Source organism: Paenibacillus sp. P46E (assembly GCF_001909095.1).
In the GTDB taxonomy this organism is placed as follows: Bacteria; Bacillota; Bacilli; order Paenibacillales; family Paenibacillaceae; genus Paenibacillus_AQ; species Paenibacillus_AQ helianthi.
The window spans coordinates 1-20,977 of record NZ_LVYZ01000002.1 but is presented as its reverse complement, the minus strand read 5'-3'; the positions used below and the strand labels follow the sequence as shown (position 1 = coordinate 20,977).

Sequence of the window (20,977 nt, the reverse complement as noted above, 5' to 3'; positions counted from 1 at the left end):
ACATCTTCACTTGGAAGGCTCTTTGACCTTGACGTTCACTTTTGAATCCAGGTCCATGGCTCTTTTGCGCCTGAGAAGACGGGCGCTGATGCTACGCCGGCAGCGGTAGAGGATAATAAGGGCTGCAAGGCCGGCGATACCGGAGGCAATCCAGACCGCATTCTGTTCGATAAGGTGAAAGATACCCATCCACTGCGGACCGAATACTTTTCCGATTCCCAGAAAAAGCACTACCCATAACAGGGCACCGCTGTAGGCATAAAGGGCAAACTTCCGGAACGGCAGGGCGGTAATGCCGGAAAAATAGCCGGTAAAGTGCCGGACTCCGGGAATGAAGTAGCCTATGGAAACCAGTATACTGCCATAGCGGTCGAACCAATGCTGCGTTTTCTCCAGCTTGCTCTCTGAGAACAGAAACCATTTTCCATAACGGCGAATAAAAGGAAGCCCGGCCTTAAGTCCGATGAAATAAGTCACAGTCATACCAATTGTAGTTCCGGCAAAAGCTACGGCAATCAGCACAAAAAAGTCAAGTCTGCCGGTGTAGGACAGGAAGCCCGCAAACGCCATAGTAGTCTCCCCCGGAAAAGGCAGGGCCACAAACTCCAGCAGAAGTCCGAAGAATAGCACACTATATCCGTAACTCGCGAACAATTCCTGTATCCAATTCAACATTTCCATAGGTCGTCACTCTCCAAGGGCACCATGCCTAAGTCTATTTCCCGGCTTGTCTTCATACAATCTACCAAACGGCGCGAAAAGCGCAATAGAATGCTGGAGGTAGAGAAGATGAAAGACAGCCGGAAAAATCATATCCGCCCGGTCGTTCTAAGCGGGCTGCTTGCTATGGCGGTTCTAATATTTGCAGTAGGGGGATGGGCTGTACTCTATAAGAATAATCTTCCGGCTCCTGTGAAGCAAGATTTGGCCCCGGTAGCCGCGAATTCCGGACAGCTTCAGGCGAAGCAGGGCTCCTCTTGGAATGCAGGGGTGTATTCGCCAAACCGTCTTTCACAGGCAGCAGGGAAAGTTATGGCTCCAAGTACGGTTATCACCCCGGTGAAAGCTGCTGTTGAGGCAGAAGCTGCTGTGACAAAGACTGATGCCCAAAATCCTCCTCCTGCGCCAAACAAGCACAAGACAGTCTATTTAACATTTGACGACGGCCCCAGCAAAATCACTTCGAAGGTGCTGGAAATCCTGCGCCAGCAGGGGGTAAAGGCAACCTTTTTCGTACTTGGAGAGCAGGCCAGACAGCGGCCGGAGCTGATCAATGCTATATGGGAGCAGGGGCATTCGATTGGCAATCATACCTATAATCATAATTACCATGATTTATATAGCAGGTTTACGGAGTTTTGGTCTCAAATCAAGCAAACCGAGGAGATTGTCCGCAATATCACAGGGGTACGCCCGCAGCTTATTCGTGCGCCAGGTGGCACGTTTGGGCATTTCGACCAGACGTATTTCCATCTGCTGAAGCAAGCGGGCTATTCCGTCATGGATTGGACAGTAGATAGCGGGGATTCCAGGCGGAGAGGGGTGCCCGCTGCGGATATTTTGAAGGAATCGGTAGCAGATATGGATGCTTCCCGCGTGATCCTCCTGCTGCATGACGGGGGCGGTCATGAACAGAGTGCCAAGGCTTTGCCCGAAATCATCCAGCGCTATAAGTCTGCCGGATATGATTTTGGTGTACTGGATGCAGAGATGCAGCCTGTCCAGTTCAGAGTATCGGACGCAGCAGCCAAAGCCAGTCGTAACGCGCCCTCCAGGGACTGGATTGCTGCAAATATAGTTCCTAACCATGAACTGTTCACCCCAGGCAAAGCGCTGGCACTGGAGGTGGGTCTGCTGGAAACCAAGCTGTTGCCAGGGGAATATAGTATCAGCGAAGGGCAGTACAGGGTTCCTCTGCGTGCAGTGGTGGAGCGGCTTGGCGGCCGGGTTAACTGGGATTCCGCCAGCCGCAGCGGCAAAATTGTCTGGAATGGCCGGACCATCATAGCGGATGCTGCCAATTAACTATAACAGGAGCAGATGGCAGACAGCAGGTCCGCAGTACGGATGTGCAAATGATCGGCTCTTCCCTGTGGGTTTCGCTTCGGGGGCTGCTGGAGGCTGCCGGTCATGCGCCGTTGACAACAGCAGTGACCGTAGACGAACGTAGGGTAAAAGCGCTTTGAAATGGAGCTGAGCAGGAGGTCTAGGCACTCTTTTTCGTGGGAAGAATAGACAGTATCAGGCTTCGAACCGCCATATCACCTAACGGGGATGGCAGTAGGGGCTAGTCTATGACCAAAGGAAGGGTAGTCCATTGTCCTCTTCATCCTTAATGGAACAGAAACCGCTCGAACGGAAGGATCAAAACAGCGTAAATCCTAGCAGGAGCCTGTCTGCCCACTATGGCCGAAATCCCTTGGGAGAGTGGCTGAGAATGCTGGCGGTGGCTGCTGTCACTCTATCCCTGTATGTCTGGCGGGGAGGCGAGACGCTGTTGTTTCTCTTGACGGCCTGCGGAGGTCTTATGATAGGCGGGCTGCTGCTGAAGCTCATGGGCCCGCGTCAGGTGACCGTTACGCGAAGCCTGTCCCGTGTCAGCCTGGCAGCCGGGGATACGCTGACCGTGGAAGTACGGGTCAGCTTCAGATCAAGCATTCCACTGCCGTGGATGGTAATAGCTGACCACTGGAGCCAAGGTCAACACCAGGAATTGCTTTTCCCGGGATTCCGGCGCTCCCTGACTTATAGTTATCCGCTGGAGGAAGTACAGAGGGGGGTACACCGGCTTCACGGGTGCAGTGTAAGCTGGGGAGATATGCTCGGCTTATTCACTGGCGGCTGCCAGTCAGGGTGCGGAGACAGCTTCAAGGTCCGTCCGAAACCTTGGTATATAGGGGGAGCGGTGCTTTATAGCAGTATGAAGGCAGGAGACGTGACACTTAGCAGGAGTACCCGGAATTACAGCGCTGAAGCTGGTGAAATCCGCGAGTATGCACCAGGAGATCCGCTCAGCCGTATCCACTGGAAGAACAGTGCCCGCAAGGGAACGCTGCAGAGCCGTGTACCGGAGCGGGAGGAAGGACGCATGTCCTGCATCGTTCTTGCCAATACTCCCGGAGAATATCAAATTCCATACGGGGCTTTGACCCCGCGGGCGCAGCGAAGTGCTGCACCCGATGCATTTGAGCAGGCGGTTTCGGCCGCCATGGGTCTTTTGCTGGCCGCTGAGCAGACTGGTTCATATGTCCAGCTCTTCAGCGGCGGATGGCCTGAGGGCATGGCAAGACATGAAGGACTCGGGCAAATCCCGTCCAGAGTCCAGGATATGCTCACCGAAATTGCCCCCGATGGCGGGCGTTCTCTAAGCACTCTGCTGGAGGATGCCTCGAAGGGATGGATTCCCGGGATGACCGTTGCCGTCATTACAGGCCGGTTGGAGGAAGAATCCGCCCGTTCCCTTGCTCGTTTTCTGGTGCAGGGTGTGAAGGTTGAACTGTATTACGTCTGGGATCAACCCGCTCCGGAAGCGGCAGGTGGTACTGAGAAGAATTCATGGAGCCCTGCTTCAACGGTCGGCGCCAGCCTGGCCAGACTCGGAGCCAGTGTATACTGCCTCAGAGACAGTTGCCCGTCAAACGGATACAAGGGGGTGGGAAACCATGGATTCCAGGAGAAGTCAACGCTCTGGTAGCATCCAGCCGAATGTTGTAGGAGCGTTTGCAGGGCCGTTAGGCATGTGGAAGAAACGCCTGGAGCAGAGGAGCGGTACAAGCACTGCCCCGACCGCCCGGGACCCTTTGGAGAACAGTCAAGCTGATTACAGGGACAGCAGTCCTCTGCATTATCGGCTGCTGTTCTCTTTGGCCATTATGGGCTTGTTCATGGAATGGCTGCTCCCCCTACTCCGGTCTGCCATCGAGCCGGATACGCAGCGGCTGCTGTACACGCTCATGTTCTCCGCGGCAGCTTTGCTGCTGTGGGGAAGCCTTCGGCTTCCTAATTTTCTGCTGTATGCGGTTCAATTCATAATGATGTTCCTGACCTGGTTCTATATCTGTGCCGCCAACGAAGGGGAACGCTGGCTGGGCACATATGCTGCCGGGTTTCCGGAGGATATAGCTTGCCTTTTCTCAGGACATCTCTCGGCGCTTAGCGGGAATAGCCGCTTACTGATTCTGGTGCTGGGCTGGGGTCTGCTGGTCTGCTCCGTTCAGCAACTGGCGCTTTACAGAGGCAGTACGGCACTTTTTACTCTCGTGACCTTGGTATATCTTCTTGCACTGGATATGGGGTTCACGGTCAGAACAACTGGCGATATTATAGTTGCCCTGGGGCTGATTCTATGGATGCAGGCTTTGAACAGTCTGCTGCGGCTAAGAGAACGCACCGGGAGTGCTTCAATTCCTTATACACGCTGGGGAGTGGCAACCCTGGCCGCTGCATTAATGATAATAACGGCTGCCTGGACAGGGGGGCAGTTGTACGGAGCACGTCCGGGAGGGCCGGTCAGCTTTCAGCCGGTGATGACTATGATGCAGAACTGGGCGTCAGGGCAAATGGAGGAGTCCTCCAGTAAGCAACAGACCCTGTTAGGGAACACAGGATACAGTTCAAGTGACGCAGAGCTAGGGGCTCCGCTGTCATCCAGTACGCAAGCTGTTTTTAGTGTGTTTGCCTCTCAGCCCTCGTACTGGCGCGGGGAGAGTATAGCTTATTATGACGGGAGACGCTGGATCAGGGACGGAGCGGCATTTCTGCCGATCAGTCTGACAGGGCTGCCCGTATTTAAGCAGGAGCTGTCCGGAAATGCCGGGGAGAGCCGCAGACTTGTTCAGCGCGTTCAATTCGCGGTTCCTTCTGCGGGTGGACTTCCGCTGTTCAGTGCCGGAACGGTAGCGGATATCCGGGGCGTGGTCCTTGAAGACGGAAGCCGGCTTGGCTATGTGCTTGCAAATCCGGAGAAAACCAGCTTTCGGCTCCCGGAGGCGGGGGGCACGGTCAGAGTTGCAGAATACACTGTAGACTCTGTACTCCCGGAGAGTAACCCCGCTGTGCTGGCGGCTTCTTCCGGAATGGATCCTCTCTCCATCCGCAATGAGGATCTGCAGCTTCCCGTGCTGCTGCCTGAACGGGTCAGCAAGCTGGCCGCACAGCTCACAGCTTCTGCGGGTAACCGGTATGAAGCTGTCACCGCAGTGCGGGATTACCTGCAAAGCGGATTCACTTATACGCTGAAGACCCGGGTGCCGCCCGCCGGGTCTGATTTCGCGGATGATTTCCTCTTCGTCACGAAGCAGGGCTATTGCGTGCATTTCGCAACAGCGATGACCGTATTGCTTCGGAGCTCCGGTATACCGGCCCGCTATGTCCAGGGCTACGGGACGGGTACGCTGGCACCGGGCTCCGTGCCGCCGCGTTATGACGTCACCCAGGGCGATGCCCACGCCTGGGTGGAGGTCTACTTTCCCGGCACGGGCTGGGTCCCGTTCGACCCCACCCCCGCTGCCGCTCTCGCCGCTGCCGGAGGCCTCGCGGCAGACCCCCCGGCGGCTGCATCCGCGCCGCCGGGAACCCCTGCGTCCGCTGCGCACGGCGCGGACGTCCTGCCCGCCCTGCCGCAGGCGGGCGGGAACCCGCCAGCGCCGGTAGCAGCGGCGCTGGCGGGGCTGGCCGCCGCCTGGCGCTGGCGGCGCAGCCTGGCCCTGCTGCCGGCGGCGCGGCGCGGCGGCAGGGTAAGCCGCGAGCGGCAGCTGCGCGCTGCCGCGCTGGCCTGGCGCGGGCTGGCGGTGCGGTATGGACCGCCGCCGCCCGGGGTAACGGCCAGGGAGTACGCCGCCTCCCTGGCCATTGAGGATGCGCGGCTGCGCGCCGCGCTTCGGCAGTTCATACGCCAGTGGGAAGCCCTGGCGTTCAGCTGCCCCGCCGCGTCAGCGCAGGTGCAGCTACCCATCCCGGCTCTCCCGCCGTTCCGCACAGCAGCGCCGCTCCCGGCCATCCCGCCGCTCCGCACAGCTGCTAACCTTAAGCACCAACGCCGCACCAGGGCCGCGGCCGCCAGCGCAAAAGCCGCCGCCGAGGGCGCCGACTTTATCGGGAGCTGTCTGATTATTACCTTCCGTCTGACTTAATGACATTTTGGCTCATCTCCCATACTGTGAACATCTGCCAAATTGTTGATTTTGCTTGCTGCACAAGGGCAAAACCATTGAATAAACGTGCCTTCCTTTCCTTGACGGTAAGAATTAACCATGAGTATAATGAATCCAATAATCAAGGGAGGCACGTAATGAACAAGCCAAATGAAATTATCGTCGTTCTCGATTTTGGGGGACAATACAATCAACTTATCGCGCGCAGAATTCGGGACCTGGGGGTATACAGCGAGCTTCTGCCGTACAATACGCCAATTGAGAAGATTAAGGCACTATCGCCGAAGGGGATTGTCTTCTCCGGTGGTCCAAGCAGTGTTTATGCCGAGGATGCACCTCATGTAGATCCGGCTATCTATGATTTGGGCTTGCCGATTTTTGGTATCTGCTATGGTATGCAGCTTATGGCCCACCAGCAGGGCGGAAAGGTTGAACGTGCGGACAAGCGGGAATACGGCAAGGCCAACGTTGACTTTGAAATGGGCGCTGTACTTGCTACCGGACTGGATAGCGGTCAGACCGTTTGGATGAGCCATGGTGATCATGTGGTGGAGCTTCCGACCGGATTCAAGCTGGATGCCGGCACGGAGAGTGCACCGATTGCGGCAATGAGTCATGCAGACCGCAAATTCTTCGCAGTTCAATTCCATCCTGAGGTGCGCCACTCCGTGAACGGGAATGAGATGATCTCGAACTTCTTGTACGAAGTTTGCGGCTGTGAAGGCAAATGGACGATGGAATCTTTTATTGAGGATGCCATCAAGGATATCCAGGATAAAGTCGGCGACAAAAAAGTACTCTGTGCCCTCAGCGGCGGTGTAGACTCTTCAGTTGTTGCAATGCTGATTCACCGGGCAATTGGTGACCAGCTGACTTGTATGTTTATCGACCATGGCCTCCTGCGCAAAGGTGAAGCCGAGAGCGTAATGGAAACCTTTGTCGGCAAATTCGACATCCACGTGGTGAAGATTGATGCACGCGATCGTTTCCTGGGCAAGCTGGCAGGTGTCTCCGATCCCGAACAGAAACGCAAAATCATCGGCAACGAATTTATCTACTGCTTCGACGAAGAATCGGCCAAGCTGGGTGACTTCTCTTTCCTAGCCCAAGGTACGCTGTACACCGACATTGTAGAGAGTGGAACAGCAACGGCACAGACCATCAAATCCCATCACAATGTCGGCGGACTGCCGGAAGATATGAAGTTCAGTCTGATCGAGCCATTGAATACGTTGTTCAAGGACGAGGTGCGCAAGCTGGGCGAAGAGCTGGGAATGCCGCATGCCATTGTATGGCGTCAGCCTTTCCCGGGCCCGGGACTTGCTATCCGTGTGCTTGGCGAAGTGACTGAGGAGAAGCTGACCATCGTGCGAGATTCCGATTACATCCTGCGTGAGGAAATTGCCAAAGCCGGTCTAGACCGCGAAATCTGGCAGTATTTCACCGCATTGCCTAACATGAAAAGTGTGGGCGTTATGGGTGACGAGCGTACGTACTCCTACACTGTAGGTATTCGCGCAGTAACCTCCATCGACGGCATGACTGCCGACTGGGCACGTATCCCTTGGGATGTGCTGGAGAAAATCTCCGTCCGTATCGTCAACGAAGTGGACAACGTCAACCGTATCGTCTACGATATTACCTCGAAACCGCCTGCAACCATTGAGTGGGAATAAAATTAAATAGCTGAACTACACCGAAACCTTCAACTCCACCATTGCCGTGGGTTTGAAGGTTTTTTGTGGCTGTAATGCTATAGAAATTGTTTGGTCATTTGCATTTTTTGTGTAATGAGATGGATAATACTGTTGAAGAGTATATTTAAGGAGGAGAAGCAATGAAAGCCATCGTCATCGATCGTTATGGGGGCAAGGAAGAACTTCAGGAAAGAGAAGTACAGAATCCTGCTCCGCAAGCACATCAGGTTGTAGTCAAAGTGGCCGCCACTTCCATCAATCCAATTGACTGGAAGCTGCGGGAAGGTTACTTGAAACAAATGATGGATTGGGAGTTTCCGATTATTTTGGGGTGGGATGTCGCCGGGACGATTTCAGAAATCGGCAGCGGGGTAACGGATTGGAAAGTAGGGGACGAGGTGTTTGCACGCCCGGAAACGACCCGCTTTGGCACGTATGCTGAATACACTTTAGTGGATGATCACCTGCTGGCACACAAGCCTGGCAACATCTCATGGGAAGAAGCCGCATCGGTTCCGCTCGCCGGCCTGACGGCTTGGCAGGCGCTTTTTACCCATGGTGGACTGACTGCAGGAGAAAAGGTATTAATTCATGCCGGTGCAGGTGGCGTGGGTATGTTCGCGATTCAGTTTGCCAAACAAGCCGGAGCCTATGTAATTACAACAGCCAGCGAGCGTAATCATGAATTGCTTGCTTCTCTGGGAGCGGACCAGATTATTGATTACCGAACGACCCAATTTGAAGATGTTTTATCAGATGTGGACGTTGTGTTCGATACGATGGGCGGAGATGTTCAGAAGAACAGCTTCAAAGTGCTCAAAAAACATACCGGGCGGATTATATCGATCGTCAGCAATTTTGATGAAGAGCTGGTGAGGGAGTTTGACGTAACTGCGAAAAATATATGGCTCGAGCCCAATGGCCAGCAGCTTCAGGAAATTTCCGGCCTTTTGGAGCAGGGGAAGGTCAGATCAGTGGTCGGTGCTACGTTTCCTTTTTCGCAAAAGGGACTGTATGATGCCCACGCATTAAGCGAGACCCACCATGCTGTCGGTAAAATTGCCATAACTTTTTCTTAAAAAAATCCATTGGTAAGCAAAGCTGGTCCATGGTTAGTGAATGCACAAAGAAATCGCTCCTTTTGGGATGGTTGGTGGTACTTCCACTTTTCCTAAACGGGCGATTTCTTTTTTTATTTACACCAAAACTAAGAGGTGCCCCAAGCATCCATTTCATTTTGCGCCTCCCTTCTACTTCTGCTGAATGGAGGGATACCCTCTCCTTGACAAGGACAAGCTAGAAGAAGAGAGTGAAAATTACACCGTAAAGCTGCTCAAGCTGCTTGTTAATGACACAAGTAAGTGTAACGTGACAAATGTCTGAATTACGAACAATTTTTAAAACCGCACCCATAATGTTCGTATTTACCATTGACAAGTGATGTCATGTACACCTAAAATAATAAAGCGTTAGAGCAGCATAAATATTCGTATAATTCCGGGAATCGGCCTGGAAGTCTCTACGAGGTCACCGTAATGACCTGGCTACGATTAAGAAGAGCAAAGCCTTCACGATCCTTCGGATGTGAGTCCGATATTTCTCGCTGAAACGGTACCGTCCTTTGTAGGGATGGCTAAGCTGTTTTGGCTTGACAATCGCGAAGCTGTTCTTTTTTCGGGCCGGTGTCTCCCAAGATGCCGGCTTTTCTGTTGCTTTCAGACAACATACACCTTAGGGGGAGAACAATTTGAACCGCTTTTTCAAGTTGAAAGAAAACGGCACCACAGTACGCACAGAGATTATGGCCGGTCTGACCACATTTATGGCAATGGCGTATATTTTGTCGGTTAATCCAGGCACACTTACCGCCTTTGGCCGTATTGACATGGGCTGGTATTCCGTATTTCTGGCAACCGCTCTGGCAGCGGGGATCTTCACCATCGCCATGGGACTGTTCATTAATTTTCCGGTAGCGCTGGCGCCTGGTATGGGCCTTAATGCATATTTTGCATCCGTCGTTTTATCGTCGGCAACCACTGACCATGAGTTTACCTGGCAAATGGGTCTGACCGCTGTATTTATTTCCGGTATTATCTTTATCGTGCTTACGATCACCCAGATCAGGCAGATCTTGCTTACCGCCATTCCTGACAGCTTGAAGCATGCTATTACCGTCGGTATCGGTATGTTCATTACCATTATCGGCCTGAAAAACAGCGGACTGATGACGATCGGCGTTGAAGCCGGCAAAGACATCGCTGCTAATAAGTTTACAGATGTACTTTCCTTTGAGACAGTTATTCATATGGGCAGCCTGGAGAACACCAATGTTCAGCTGGTCATCATCGGCCTCTTATTGATTTCCATCCTGATGGTGTTGAATGTGCGCGGTGCAATCCTGTTCGGAATTCTGGGAACAACAGTAGCCGCTATTCTCATGGGCGTTGTTGATTTCAGCAGCCTGTCGAGCACTGACAATCACTGGGTTCCTGATTTCTCACAGCTCAACTTCTGGCAATTTGACTGGGAAGGTATTATGCACACTGGTATCGTATCTGCGATTGCCACATTCACCTTTGTAGAATTGTTTGATACCTTTGGTACGCTTGTTGGTACGGCTGAACGTGCTGGAATTATGAAGGACCCTGAAGAAGGCAAGAAACGTGTCGGAAAAGCGATGTTCGTTGATGCAGTCGCTGTTGCCGGCGGTGCGGTGCTGGGTACATCCACTACAACCGCTTACGTTGAAAGTGCTGCCGGGGTCGCTGAAGGCGGACGTACAGGTCTGACTGCCGTTACAACGGGTATCTGTTTCCTGCTTGCACTGTTCCTGGCTCCAGTTGTGGCGCTTATCCCTGGCCCCGCTACTGCGGCTGCACTGATTATTGTCGGTGTGCTGATGGCTCAATCCATCCGCGAAATCGATTTTCAGGATATGGTGCTGGCGATTCCAGCCTTCCTGACCTTCGTAATTATGCCTTTCACTTACAATATCGCGAACGGGATCTCCTTCGGAATTGTTACGTACGTTATTCTGGCCTGTGTAGCCAACCTGGCCGGTAAAAAGAAATACGACATCCACTGGATGATGTGGGTGCTTGCTGTTCTGATCGTTCTGCGTTACCTTCTGATCGGCAGCCAGGGCTAAGTCTATTATGTAGCTTATATAAATCAGAACATGCAGGTTTCTGTTTCAGCGGTCCCTTCTATTGAAGAAGGGGCCGTTTTCTCTTATTGGGGGGTAACTTCAGGACAACCTCTGATATGGTCTTTTCTTGAGCTGGCATTTCGATTATATTGTTGAAGAGGTGATCCTATTGTCAGGCTTTTTCCAAAAAACATTCCGGTCCTGCAAAGACAATCCGTGGCCGCTCGTACTGTTTCTACTGGGTGCCATTGTTAGGTCAGTTTATCTCGGCTCTATTCCTTCAGGACTTAATCAGGATGAGGCATCCATCGGTTATGATGCTTATGCGATCCTTCATTATGGGATTGACCGCAACGGTGTCCACCTTCCCGTTCACCTCATCGCCTGGGGCAGCGGACAGAACGCACTGTATGCTTATTTATCCATGCCTTTCATTTGGCTCTTTGGACTGACACCGCTGTCGGTAAGGGCGCTTAGTTTGGTGATGGGTCTTTTTGGCATGATTTTTTTCTATTTATGTATGAAGAGACTTTTTCCATCCAGGGCTGCAGGCATTTTCGCCATGTTCTTTATCGCCATCAACCCCTGGCATATTATGATGTCCAGATGGGCGCTTGAATCGAATTTGTTCCCTACATTGATCCTGATTGCCGTCTATTGTCTGCTAAGATCATTTCAGAATCCTAAGTGGACTTACGTCTTCACCGTCATCCTGGCAATCTCGTTGTATGCATACGGTACAGCCTACTTTTTTGTACCGGTATTTGCTATCTGTGCGGCATTTCTTCTATTGTATAGTAGAGCTTTGAAATTCCGGACGTTAGGCTGGAACGGTATTCTGTTTGTGCTCCTTGCTGTGCCTATACTATTATTTATAGTAATTAATCATTATGGGCTTCAAGAGATTGGAATGAAGCTCTTCACGATTCCCAAATTAACGATGCCCCGGGTGGAGCAGATTTCCTCTGTATTCAGCGGACAGCTCCTGCAGACGGCATCCGGTAACTTTAGTTCATTTCTCCGGCTTATGCGCAGCGGGAGTGACGGGCTGCCCTGGAATTCCATATCTCCATACGGTTATGCTTATCCGATTGCGCTGCCCTTTGCTCTGCTTGGGCTTTTCATCCTGATGTATGAGTTCTACCAGCGCGGACGCGAAGGGCTTGGGAATATCGTCGTGCTGCTCTGGCTGGGCATTGCCGTTCTGATGGCCCTGATCACAGATGTGAACATCAACCGGATTAATATTATTTTCTACCCGCTGATTATGCTGGTTACTGCAGCAGCATTCTGGCTCTATCAGAAACTTAAGCCTGCCGGTATAGTAGCGGTTTTGGCATTTGCTGTAATGTTCGGCTTTTTTACAAACGCTTATTTTCGTGAGTTCCCCAAGAACATCGGTCCAGCCTTTTATGACTCATTGGGGGAGGCTATCCAGTATGCTTCAGAAGCAACCAGCGGTAATGTCTATGTCACGGATAAGGTCAATATGCCCTATATCTTTGTGCTCTTTTATGAGAAGATCAATCCGCATGATTTTCTGGATTCCGTCAAATACATCAATCCCGGAGATGCGTTTCAGAGGGTCGCTTCATTTGGCCGGTACAAATTTGGCGCTCCGGACGCGCAGCCGGGGCAGAAGGCGTATGTCTATGGGGAAGATGAGCCTGTGCCCGCTGTGAATGGAGGTTACACAATTACCCGTTTCACGAATTACAGCGTGCTTATTTATAACCATACGGAAGGTATGAATGCTGCTGATGTAGAAGGAGTGCAGGCAGAGGTTCCAAATGGAGGATTTGAAGAGGGGGCCGCAAGCTGGAACTTTTCAGCGGGGACAGGTGTTGCTCACAATAATCCTTACTCGGGAGCAAGCCATGCTTACCTGGATATAGGTTCTGACAAAGACATCCTGCAGACCTTTACTGCCAACAAGACAGGTATCTACAAGCTTGCCGCCATGGTAAGCGCCGGAGGTTCCGGTGGAAGGATCGGCATTCGGGTGGATGGCGCTGTACGTGCGGAAACAGAACTGACTGCAGGGGATGAATATCACTCTGTTGTACTTCCGGATGCTTCCCTTAAGCAAGGTGAGCAGGCGGAGATTTACATAACCGGCGGGAACGGCTGGATTAACATTGACGAGGTGAGGTTGGAACGATGATCAAGAGTACACGCGCGGCCGCAATGATGCTTTTAATGCTGTTATTGTTCATTCTCCCTGTAACAAGCATTCATGCAGCAGGCAATTTATTGCAGAATCCGGGCTTCGAGGATGGAGAAGAGGGGGCTCCTTCGGGCTGGACCAAGGATATGTGGATCGCGGGGGACAACTCCGGGCTGCTCTCAGTGCAGTCTGAGGATGTCCATTCCGGTAACAAGGCAGCAGTTATTGAGAATCTGGAGCCCAATCACCTCAAATGGGTACAGACGATTGCTGTATCGGCTAACAGCTACTATAAGATCTCCGGTTATGTCAAAATCGTCAGCACCGCAGGCGAGGGCCTTGGTGCGAACATTTTTCCGGTAGGCATCGGAGGCGGTTACCCCGCTACCAAGGATACGGCTGGAGATTGGCAGTATCTTGAGTTCTACGGCCAAACAGGTCCCGGGCAAAAAGAGCTGGGCATCGGTGCGGCCCTGGGCGGCTATGCCAGTCTGATCCAAGGCAAGGCTTACTTTGATGATCTGTCAGTAGAACAGGTAGATGCCGCTCCTGGAGGAGCCAGTGTCATCTCGCTTGACAGCGGAGCGGCGGCAGCCCAGAATGGAAGCGGCAAAGCTGCTGAGACACCGCACAAAGTATCGCCTGCCAAGCTTCTTTTACTGTCGGCGGTATTTAGCGTCTTTTTCGCTTTCTTCTATAACAGGGCATTCCGCAGTGACCGGCTTCTGAAGCAGCCGGATGTTATCTATACCAGATGGCTCTATGTTGTCTTTGGCGCAGCATTGATCCTGCGGATCTGGATCGGATTAACCGCACAAGGATACCAAAATGACATGAATACCTTTATCGCCTGGGGTCAGCGTCTTGTGGACCTGGGGCCAGGCAAGTTCTATGAAAAAGGATATTTCGCCGATTATCCTCCTGGATATCTGTACATATTGTATGTGCTTAGCCTCATTCGCGGGCTGTTCGGATTTGCACATGGCTCCGGAGGAGAAAATCTGCTCTTTAAGCTGCCGGCAATCGTTTCCGACTTGATACTGGGCTGGCTGATCTATCGCGCAGGCCGCAAGAAGCTTGGTTCTGGTGTGTCTATCGGTCTGATGCTGCTGTTCCTGTTCAATCCGGCTGTACTGATGGATTCTGCTGCGTGGGGGCAAGCGGACTCATTCTTTTTAGTGTTCCTGCTGCTCAGTATTCTGTGTGCCTCGGAACAAGGATTTGTGCGTTCGGCTATCTTTTTTGCTCTGGCCACGCTGATTAAACCACAGGCACTAATATTCACGCCTGTTCTGCTATTTGCTTTCTATCATCACCGTGCGTGGAAGCAGCTGGCGGTCGGTGCCCTTTACGGTCTTGGCATCTTTGCCGTACTGGCCGCTCCATTCTTCTGGAATAATGGCGGACTCGGAGGACTTATCGACCTTTATAAGGGAACCTTATCCTCCTATCCTTATTCCACGGTGAACGCCTTTAATCTATATGCGCTGACCGATCCCATGTGGGCTTCGATTGATTCCATGTGGCTTGGGATTACCTACCGTGCCTGGGGGTTCATTTTCATCCTGGTGGCCGTTGCCCTTGCAGCGTATTACTCTTTCCTAAAAGACCGCAAAGACCTGTCGAAGTCCTTCTTCATCGGTATGGTTCTGATCATAGTCGTGTTCGTGTTCGGTACCAAAATGCATGAACGTTACATGTACCCGGCTTTAATCCTTTGTTTATTCACCTATATCGAGAGCCGGGACCGGCGGTTCCTGACCCTGTTCCTCGGCTTTACTTTGACACAGTATCTTAATGTAGGGTATACATTGGCCCATCTGAATGCCGGCAATAACCCGCCTTCAGACGGAATTGTGCTGGTGACAGCAATTGCCAATATCGCTTTAGCGTTATATATGCTGTACGTAGGTTATTCCGTATATGTCCGTAAAAATATCAAGGAGCTCGCATCACCCGCCACTCCATCAGAGAAGTATGATGCCGATATCGAACTTGCTGAGGGAATCCGTCCGCTGGCGAAGAGCGTTAGAGCCGGCAGGTTTAAGCTGCAGCGTAAAGACTGGATCTGGATGCTGGGCATTACCGCTGTATATGCGGCGCTGGCCTTGTTTCATCTGGGCTCTACCAAAGCCCCGGAAACCCTGTGGGAACCGGCAGCCAGCGGCGAGAGCTTTTATGTAGACCTTGGCCAGAGCAGGCAGCTGGAACGTGTGAATATATTCGGCGGTGTCGGAACCGGCAAATTCAAGCTGGAGTTCAGCGAATCGCCGGATGTCTGGAACAGCCCGCTGGATGTCAACGAAGATGTCGGTAATGTATTCATTTGGAAAAGCCAGCCTTTGAACGTAGCGGCAAGATATGTGAAACTGACCGTCACATCGCCAGGCTTCACTTTGAATGAGATGGCCTTTTATGAACAAGGAGGAGGCAAAACACCGCTTCCGGTAGCAAGCGTTACACCTGATGGTGCTGCTGCCAAGAGAGGCCAGCCGTCCAACCTGTTTGACGAACAATCGATTATTCCGGAAAACTCCGGATTCATGAACAGCACCTACTTTGATGAAATCTATCATGCCCGTACGGCCTATGAGTATGCCCATGGTATTGTTCCTTATGAGAATACCCACCCGCCACTTGGCAAGCTGCTGATCTCGGTCGGGATGGAACTGTTCGGCGTCAATCCGTTTGGCTGGCGGATCATCGGTACCCTTTTTGGGATCGCAATGCTGCCGCTGATCTATATAATGGCCCTGAGGCTCTTCAAAAAGAGTCTCTACGCCGCACTTGCCGCCGGACTGTTCGCACTCGATTTCATGCACTTCACCCAGACGCGCATCTCAACGATCGATGTCTACGGCGTATTCTTCATTATGTTGATGTTCTATTTCATGCAGCGGTATTTCACAATGAACTTCTATCGTGTACCGCTGCGCCAGACGCTGGTCCCGCTATTCTGGTCGGGTCTGTTCTTCGGAATCGGCGTTGCCTCCAAATGGATCGTAATCTATGGAGGAGCCGGACTCGCTATTATGCTGGCGCTTGGCTTGTTTGAACGCTATAGAGAATATAAAGCGGCGGGGCGCTTGCTGTCTGAGGGTAGAGTAGGGGACCAGGAGTTGAAAGCCGCCTGCCACACTGCTGTTGGGTCATTCTGGAAGAATACTATCATTACCCTGCTTAGCTGTCTGTTGTTCTTTGTAATTATTCCTGGCATCATCTATAGCCTGTCCTTTATCCCTGTACTGTCCGTCTCGGCGGATGGCTACACCTTCAAAGGCCTGATCCAAGCTCAGAAGAATATGTATGATTACCACAGCCAGCTTGTTGCCACCCATCCGTTCGCTTCTTCCTGGTGGGAGTGGCCATTCATGAAGCGGCCGGTATGGTTCTTCAGTGGGGGAGAAGGCCTGCCCGAAGGCCAGGTCAGCAGTATTGTCACGATGGGGAATCCGCTGATCTGGTGGACCGGAGTCTTTGCTATGCTGGCTGCGGTCTGGTTTACAGTGAAGCGCAAGGACAAGAACCTGTACATGATCTGGATCGGGTTCTTCTCGCAGTATGTACCGTGGATGCTGGTGCCGCGTGAGACATTCCTTTACCACTATTTTGCGATGGTTCCGTTCATGATTCTTGCCATTGTATATATCATGAAGCTGTTCGACAGCAAATACCCCGAAGCCCGCTACATGCGTTATGCCTATGTGGCCGGTGCCGCATTGCTCTTTGTATTGTTTTATCCCGTACTGTCTGGTATGCAGGTCAGTAAAGAGTATGTGGACGTTATGCTGCGCTGGTTCCCTTCCTGGGTATTCTAGTGGTCTAGCAATGTGTGTGAAGCAGCTTTATATCTTTTGATTAATATAGTAAATAACTAGGCATATGCTTCTATGGGCGGTGTTGTATGGAGCCGATCTGGAAGCATATGCTGACAAAACCTAGGTTTATGCTTCCGAAGCAAGTTTTGAACGAAGCGATTCGGATGGATGCATGGGCTCACAAAACTTTTAGGAGGAACAAAGGTGAAAGCCAGATATAGTGTAATTGTCCCCATGTTCAATGAGGAGGAAGTCATTCAGCATACGTATGAGCGTCTCAAAAAGGTAATGGACGGTTGCGGCGATTCCTACGAGCTGGTCTTCGTCAACGACGGAAGCCGGGACCGTACAGCCGAGATTATGCGCGGAGTCAGCCGTCAAGATGAGCATGTCAAGCTGATCGATTTCTCACGCAACTTTGGCCATCAGGTAGCGATCACGGCGGGGATGGATTATGCTGAAGGCGAGGCGGTCGTGGTTATTGATGCGGACCTCCAGGATCCGCCAGAGGTTATTTTGCAGATGATCGCGAAGTGGAAAGAGGGCTATGATGTTGTTTATGCCAAGCGGCTCAAACGCCACGGAGAGACTTTTTTCAAAAAAGCAACTGCGAAGATCTTCTATCGTTTGCTGAGCAGCATGACAAGTGTGGATATTCCTACAGATACAGGGGATTTTCGTTTGATTGACCGTAAAGTATGCGATGTGCTGCGCGGTCTGAAGGAGAAGAACCGTTATGTGCGAGGGCTGGTAAGCTGGGTGGGCTTCCGGCAGACCATGGTGGAATACGTCCGTGAAGAGCGTTTTGCCGGCGAAACCAAATACCCCCTGAAGAAAATGATCCGGTTTGCGCTCGACGGCATCACCTCCTTTTCCCATAAACCGCTGAAAATCGCCTCATATGTTGGCTTTTTTCTTTCCTTCTCCAGCTTCCTTTATTTATTCTTTGTTTTATTCCAAAGGGTTTTCACTTCTTGGACCGTCCCGGGCTGGGCTTCTATCGTTGGCGTCAACCTGCTGTTTAACGGTATTGTGCTCATGCTGCTTGGTGTAATTGGCGAATATATCGGGCGGATTTATGATGAGTCCAAGGATAGACCGCTGTATATCGTGCGCGAGACTAAGGGCTATGGTGACATAGATAGGGATGTAGAGCGCGCGGACATGCGGAAGGAAAGCGATTATGTTAAATAAAAAAATGAATGCAGGCTTTGTCCAGTTTTTGAAATTCAATGCCGTAGGCCTGCTGAATACATTGATTGATTTCGCTGTATTTACCCTGTTGCATTCGCTTGGTATGGTAAATACACCGGCACAGATTATTTCATACAGCACCGGTACAGCCAACAGTTTTATATGGAATAAAAAAGTGACTTTTAAGGACCACAACCGCGGGAGTCAGAACGGCTTTGACCGGATGCAACTGGTTAGGTTTATTGTACTTAACCTCGTGGTGCTGGGCATTTCGGTGCTGCTTATGCATTTGCTGACAGACCGCTTCGGTCTTCAGGTGCTGATTGCCAAAGTGCTGGTTACCGGTGTAACCGTGATTATCAATTTTTTCGGAAGCCGGAAATGGGTATTTTGAAAAGTCTACTTCAAATGTGGGGACAGTCCTTTCTGCCAGGGGCTGCACAAACTAACTTACGGAGGTGATGTTCATGCGCAAGTTCTCTTATCTTATTATTCTTGCCGGGATTCTGATTATGCTGTACCCCAAAGCTAACGAGTGGTACAACGATTGGCAGCAGCAGAAGCTGCTGGAAGAAGCTGAACAGGCATTTAGTGAAAGTGCGCCTTCAACGTCTCCGCCGTCCGATCTGAGCAAGCAGTACGCCGAAGTCACCCAGCTTCTTGCAGAGGAATCCTCTGGGGATCAGGCGGAGGCGACGGAACCCCCATCCCCTGAAATCCGGTTGGGTGGGAAGATCACAGGCATCATCCAGATCGATAAAATCAATCTGAAGCTCCCTATCCTGGAGGGCGCCACCAAAGCCAATATGAAACATGCTGCCGCTCATATGCAAGAGACTGCTGCAATTGGGCAGGTTGGTAATGCTGCGATTGCAGCACACAGATCAAGAACGGCCGGCCGGCTTTTTAACAGATTGAATGAAGTTGCGATCGGCGATAGCATATCCGTACAGACAAGTGGGCATGATTACCGCTATGTAGTATACGATATCTCGATTGTTGAACCTACGGATGTTTCCGTCTTGAATGGCCGGGGTGATGACAAAATACTCACACTAATTACTTGTGATCCATTGGTTAATCCAACCCATCGGCTGATTATCCACGCTAAGTTGTCCTAATTTCGACAAGCAGGGGCTCGAAAATCCGGTATTGTAAAAATTTTATCAATAAATAATGGGAATCTAGTGATTTAGATCTTGTATATAGAGATGAATATGGTAGTATATAACTATAAAAGCTAAGCACGATAACGGCAAACCTATCGAAAGGTAGGGACGCAAAGCTAAAGGGCCTTCCCTCAATGGATGGCAGCCAGCTACCGAATGAAGAGGCTTTTTTTGTTTAGTCTTAATATGAATCTAGTAGATCACTTTTAGAAGTGAGAACAGATAAAGCTTATACGATAACGGCAAACCTATCGAAAGGTAGGGACGCAAAGCTAAAGGGCCTTCCCTCAATGGATGGCAGCCAGCTACCGAAAGGGGTTTTATCCATGAAAAAGATCTATCTTATGTTATTGACACTGTTTGTAGTCGTCACTTCCGTCCAAGTAGGCTCGGCAGAAGCTGCCAGCACGGAAACAGGCTGGTTAAATACATCACAGCTGAACCAAGGTGTAATCGCAGTATCTTATGACGTACCGAAGGACAAACGTATTAAGCTGATGATCACCAAGGACAATAACAGCTACACTTACAATCTATATGCATCGAAGCCAACTGAAACTTTTCCATTGCAGCAAGGTAATGGCTCTTACAAGGTTTCGGTTTTGGAGAACACTACCGGCAACAAATACAAAGTTGTTTCTTCAGAAACAGTAGATCTGAGCCTGGACAATGCTAACGCCGTATATTTGAGCTCTGTACAGAATGTGAAGTGGAGTTCTTCCGATAAATCAGTTCTCAAAGCCGCCCAGTTGACAGAGGGCTTGACCACCGACGAACAAAAGGTGAAAGCAATCTACGACTTCATCGTTTCCAATGTGAAATATGACTATACTCTGGCCTCTACGGTTACGACAGATTATATTCCGAACAATGATAATACACTCATCACCAAAAAAGGTATTTGCTACGATTATGCCTCATTGTTCGCAACCATGCTTCGCAGTCAAGGTATACCTGCTAAGCTGGTAATGGGGAACACGAGCTATGTGACTTCCTACCACGCTTGGAATGAAGTTTTGATTAACGGCAAGTGGGTAACTATTGATACTACAGTCGATGCTGGACTGGGCAAGAGTAACCAGGCTACAGGATTGATTAAAGTAGCAAGCAAATACTCAGCAGCTAAGTTCTACTAATATAAGTAGAAGTGACATGAATATAAGCTCGACTTGAAGATAACTCACTTAAAAATTAAGTGGGTTATCTTTCTTTTTTAAAAGGGTTGCTTTTTCATATGACAATAGGGTATTATAAGTAAGCGTTGTTGGAGCACTGCTAAGCAAATGCGAATGACTAAATAAGTAATTCAAAAAAAAGCTTGCATTACTCGGCCAAACGTGATATATTATAAGAGTTGCTGGTGACGAGATAATCGGCGCCGACGACGAGCTTGATCTTTGAAAACTGAACAACGAGTGAGTGGGATTTCACGCAAGTGAGATCCAAAAATAGAGAATATTTTATTCTCGTCAGATGTTTCAAAATGAGCAATCGCTCTTTCTAAATACCAATTTGGAGAGTTTGATCCTGGCTCAGGACGAACGCTGGCGGCGTGCCTAATACATGCAAGTCGAGCGGAGCTTATCCTTCGGGGTAAGCTTAGCGGCGGACGGGTGAGTAACACGTAGGCAA

General features: G+C 50.9%; 13 protein-coding genes, 1 rRNA gene and 3 riboswitches. Of the genes, 13 read left to right on the top strand and 1 reads right to left on the bottom strand.

Annotated features, from left to right (window positions below; translation table 11 throughout):
- Positions 1-6: 6 nt before the first annotated feature.
- Positions 7-681, bottom strand: coding sequence for a DedA family protein (locus A3849_RS01435; protein ID WP_074109844.1), 675 nt, complete (start codon positions 679-681; stop codon positions 7-9).
- A 108-nt stretch (positions 682-789) separates the two neighbouring features.
- Between A3849_RS01435 and A3849_RS01430 the strand changes: the two genes are divergently transcribed.
- From A3849_RS01430 to A3849_RS01370, 13 genes are all read left to right on the top strand, one after another.
- A complete protein-coding gene (locus tag A3849_RS01430) occupies positions 790-2,025 on the top strand; it encodes a polysaccharide deacetylase family protein (protein ID WP_074109843.1) in 1,236 nt (411 codons plus the stop codon).
- Between the two features lie 292 nt (positions 2,026-2,317).
- Positions 2,318-3,694 carry a DUF58 domain-containing protein gene (locus A3849_RS01425; protein WP_083613321.1) on the top strand — a complete coding sequence of 459 codons (1,377 nt, stop codon included), beginning with the start codon at positions 2,318-2,320 and terminating at the stop codon, positions 3,692-3,694.
- Positions 3,663-6,131, top strand: coding sequence for a DUF4129 domain-containing transglutaminase family protein (locus tag A3849_RS01420; protein ID WP_074109841.1), 2,469 nt, complete (start codon positions 3,663-3,665; stop codon positions 6,129-6,131). Before A3849_RS01425 ends, A3849_RS01420 begins: the two co-directional genes overlap by 32 nt.
- Before the next feature lie 158 nt (positions 6,132-6,289).
- Positions 6,290-7,828, top strand: coding sequence for a glutamine-hydrolyzing GMP synthase (gene guaA, locus A3849_RS01415; RefSeq protein WP_074109840.1), 1,539 nt, complete (start codon positions 6,290-6,292; stop codon positions 7,826-7,828).
- 161 nt (positions 7,829-7,989) lie between these two features.
- Entirely contained in the window at positions 7,990-8,928 is a 939-nt protein-coding gene (locus tag A3849_RS01410) for an NADP-dependent oxidoreductase (protein ID WP_074109839.1), read from the top strand.
- Positions 8,929-9,316: 388 nt separating this feature from the next.
- Positions 9,317-9,416: riboswitch (purine riboswitch) on the top strand.
- 180 nt (positions 9,417-9,596) lie between these two features.
- On the top strand, positions 9,597-10,997 hold the full coding sequence (locus tag A3849_RS01405; protein ID WP_074109838.1) for an NCS2 family permease: 1,401 nt from the start codon (positions 9,597-9,599) through the stop codon (positions 10,995-10,997).
- Between the two features lie 169 nt (positions 10,998-11,166).
- Positions 11,167-13,161 (top strand): phospholipid carrier-dependent glycosyltransferase, encoded by a 1,995-nt coding sequence (locus A3849_RS01400; RefSeq protein WP_218619199.1) that lies wholly within the window; start codon positions 11,167-11,169, stop codon positions 13,159-13,161.
- Positions 13,158-16,982 (top strand): glycosyltransferase family 39 protein, encoded by a 3,825-nt coding sequence (locus tag A3849_RS01395; protein WP_083613320.1) that lies wholly within the window; start codon positions 13,158-13,160, stop codon positions 16,980-16,982. The genes A3849_RS01400 and A3849_RS01395 overlap by 4 nt, the downstream gene beginning before the upstream one ends.
- Positions 16,983-17,186: 204 nt before the next feature.
- Positions 17,187-18,176: a glycosyltransferase family 2 protein gene (locus A3849_RS01390; RefSeq protein WP_143191701.1), complete on the top strand. Its 990-nt coding sequence runs from the start codon at positions 17,187-17,189 to the stop codon at positions 18,174-18,176.
- Positions 18,166-18,570, top strand: coding sequence for a GtrA family protein (locus A3849_RS01385; protein ID WP_074109835.1), 405 nt, complete (start codon positions 18,166-18,168; stop codon positions 18,568-18,570). The genes A3849_RS01390 and A3849_RS01385 overlap by 11 nt, the downstream gene beginning before the upstream one ends.
- A 73-nt stretch (positions 18,571-18,643) precedes the next feature.
- Complete coding sequence (locus A3849_RS01380; protein WP_083613319.1) at positions 18,644-19,297, top strand: class D sortase; 654 nt, start codon at positions 18,644-18,646, stop codon at positions 19,295-19,297.
- A gap of 123 nt (positions 19,298-19,420) precedes the next feature.
- Positions 19,421-19,502: riboswitch (cyclic di-GMP riboswitch) on the top strand.
- 74 nt (positions 19,503-19,576) lie between these two features.
- A riboswitch (cyclic di-GMP riboswitch) is annotated at positions 19,577-19,658 on the top strand.
- 13 nt (positions 19,659-19,671) lie between these two features.
- Positions 19,672-20,481 (top strand): transglutaminase-like domain-containing protein, encoded by an 810-nt coding sequence (locus A3849_RS01375; RefSeq protein ID WP_074109833.1) that lies wholly within the window; start codon positions 19,672-19,674, stop codon positions 20,479-20,481.
- 373 nt (positions 20,482-20,854) lie between these two features.
- A 16S ribosomal RNA gene (locus tag A3849_RS01370) occupies positions 20,855-20,977 on the top strand; the annotation flags it as partial.